Source organism: Streptomyces sp. SID3212, from assembly GCF_009865405.1.
In the GTDB taxonomy this organism is placed as follows: Bacteria; Actinomycetota; Actinomycetes; order Streptomycetales; family Streptomycetaceae; genus Streptomyces.
This window is the reverse complement of the sequence record NZ_WWJY01000081.1, coordinates 1-2,480: the sequence shown is the minus strand read 5'-3', so window position 1 is coordinate 2,480 and position 2,480 is coordinate 1. Positions and strand designations below refer to the sequence as shown.

Below are 2,480 nucleotides of genomic sequence, written 5' to 3'. Positions count from 1 at the left end.
CGCGGCGGCGGCGCGGGCCTGGGTCCGCAGGGGGTCGGGCAGCGGCGCGTACCCCGGAGGCAGGTCGCCCGGGTCGGTGCCGCTGCTCTGCCCGGCGCCCGCCGCGTACGTCAGGAGCGCCGCGTAGTCCTTGCGCGCCGCCGCCTTCAGCTCGGCCGGGCGCACCGCGCCGTACACGAGCTGGGCGAGCGGGTACGCGTCGGCCGCCGTCACCTCGGCTGGATCGATCACCCGTACGGCGTCGCCGGTCGCGCTCGCCGCGGCGGCGGTCAGCGCGCCCGTGGTGGGGGCGGTGAACTTGCCTGCCGCGTTGAGCAGTCGGGCGCTCTGGAGGCTGTAGCGGGCGGCCGAGGCCGCGTCCGTCACGGAGATCACGAAGCGGGAGCCGACGATCTGCGGGCCCACGCTCTTGTAGGCGGGCGGTACGGCGAGCGCGTCCCAGTTGGACTTCCACAGGGTGTCCGCGCGGCGGGTGTTCAGGGCGCCGGCGTGCATGTCGTCCACGTAGGGGTGGAAGTCCGTCATGCACTGCTTGGCGTCGGGGCCGAGGCCGTCGGGGACCAGGCACCACGGGTCGCTCTTGGGGAAGTCGTCACGGGCCAGGTCGAAGGCGAAGCCGGTGGGGTTCACGTCCGCGCTGGTGCTGAAGTACGGGTTGACGCGCATCCCCCACTGGTCGGGGACGCCGGACAGGAACGCGCGGGCGTCGTTGTCCGCGGCGATCCAGTTCCACACCGTGCGGGCCGTGTCGGAGTGGCCGAGCGCGGTGATCAGGTCCGTGTCCGTCGCCGGGGTCTCGGCGACGGAGAGGTGGGCGAACTCCGGGTTCAGGGCGAGGAAATCGGGGTCGCTCACCAGGCCGGCCGGGTTGCCCGTCAGCCACTCGTACCCCTTGGCGGCGTGGAGTTCCGGCGCGCCGCCACCGGTGGACGTGCTGGTGACCGCGCCCCATACGGAGCTGCGGTACGACTCCGTGAGCAGCTTGGCGACCAGCCGGGGGGTGAGGTCGAGGGAGCGCACCTTGGTGCCCGAGACCTTCTGGGCGGACTCCGGTGCGCCCGCCTTCGCCCGGCGCTCGATGGTGAAGCCGATGACGGCGCCGGACAGCGCGACGGGGGCGTAGGCGGTGGGGCCTTCCGGCGCGGTGGTCCCGGGGTCGTCGCCGAGGGCGCGGGTGGTGAAGGCGAGGCCGGAGGAACCGTCGCGGGAGAGCCGCCCCCGGGCATCGGGCTCGCCCATCTCGGTGTAGCCGTACACGGTGCCGGAGGGGCAGAGGGCGGCCTGCCAGCTCGTCATGGCGTCGGCGGCCAGTTCGCTGCCGTTGGTGGCCCGTTCGTCGGCGCCGAGGGCGCAGTTCGAGGCGACCGAGTTGAAGCCGAGCTTGATCGCGACCCGGTTCTTCCAGTTCGTGGAGGAGACCGGGGATCCGGCGTTGACCTGGGTGGTGTCGGCGTACGGCTTGCCGTCGAGGTCCAGGTGGCCCTGCGGGACGATCACCAGCCAGCAGGAACGGGGCTTGGTGGCGCCGCTCTTGGTGACGGGGGCGCCGCAGCCGAGGTGCGGGGCCTCGTTGGCGGTCTGTACCTCGAAGTACTCCTGCCCGCTCCCGTCGGAGCTGGTGCGGGCGAAGTCCACCTCGTTGGTGGTGTTGTAGTTGAAGAGCGGGTTGTTCTGGGTGTTGGTGGCGACGACCGTGCCGTCGACGGACTTGAACGGCACCTCGCCCTGGCCGTTGGCGCCGTCCAGGCCGTAGCTGTCGTCCTGCCCGTAGTTCGTCGGTTCCGCGGTGTAGGTGACGGCCCGGGTGTCGTCGTAGGCGTTGCCCGGCCAGCCGCTGCGGTTGGTGGTGGGTGAGGCGCCGTACTGGCACTGGGTACGGGAGGGGCCCGGGTTGCTCTTGACCGTCCCGTCGTCGTCGCCCCAGCACTGCATGATCTGGACGAAGTCGGTGTTGAACAGGGCCCCGGCGAACCGGGTGGGTGTCCCGCCGGTCCACGACACGGAGACGGCCTGGTTGGTGAGGTGCGTGGTCTGGCTGACCGTGAACCGCATGTCCTTGAACTCGCCGCGCCCGGACACGGTCACGGCGGAACCCGTGACGGCGGCGGCCGGCTGGGCGGCCTGGGCCACGACGGCGCCGAGGAGCGCGCCGATCAGGGCCCCGGCCGCCAGGCGCACGGTCGTACGGCGGAAACGGCGGAGCCGGCGGAACTCTCCGCGTCTTCTCAGAGCTGAGGTCTTCACGAGGCCGGGCCCTTCCGGGAGGCGAGCGTGCGGGAGATGACGGAGGGGAGCAGCACCAGGCCCAGCAGGACCAGCGCGGTCAGCAGCATCAGGGTCTGCGCGCCGCCCCAGCCGCCGCGGCCGGCCACGGTGACCGGTTCGGCGAGGTTCACGGCCCCGGCGGCGCCGCCCGACGCGGTCTCGCCGCCGGCTCCGCCGTCCCCGGAGGCGAGCACCTGACCGGTGTCCGGGTCGAC

1 protein-coding gene and 1 pseudogene are annotated in these 2,480 nt (G+C 72.9%); both read right to left on the bottom strand.

The window, feature by feature from the left end:
- Positions 1-2,244: hypothetical protein (locus GT042_RS02765; protein WP_161307102.1), on the bottom strand; the 2,244-nt coding region annotated here is incomplete at its 3' end.
- Positions 2,241-2,480: pseudogene (locus tag GT042_RS02760) on the bottom strand (phosphate ABC transporter substrate-binding protein); the annotation flags it as partial. The gene GT042_RS02765 and the pseudogene GT042_RS02760, both read right to left, overlap by 4 nt.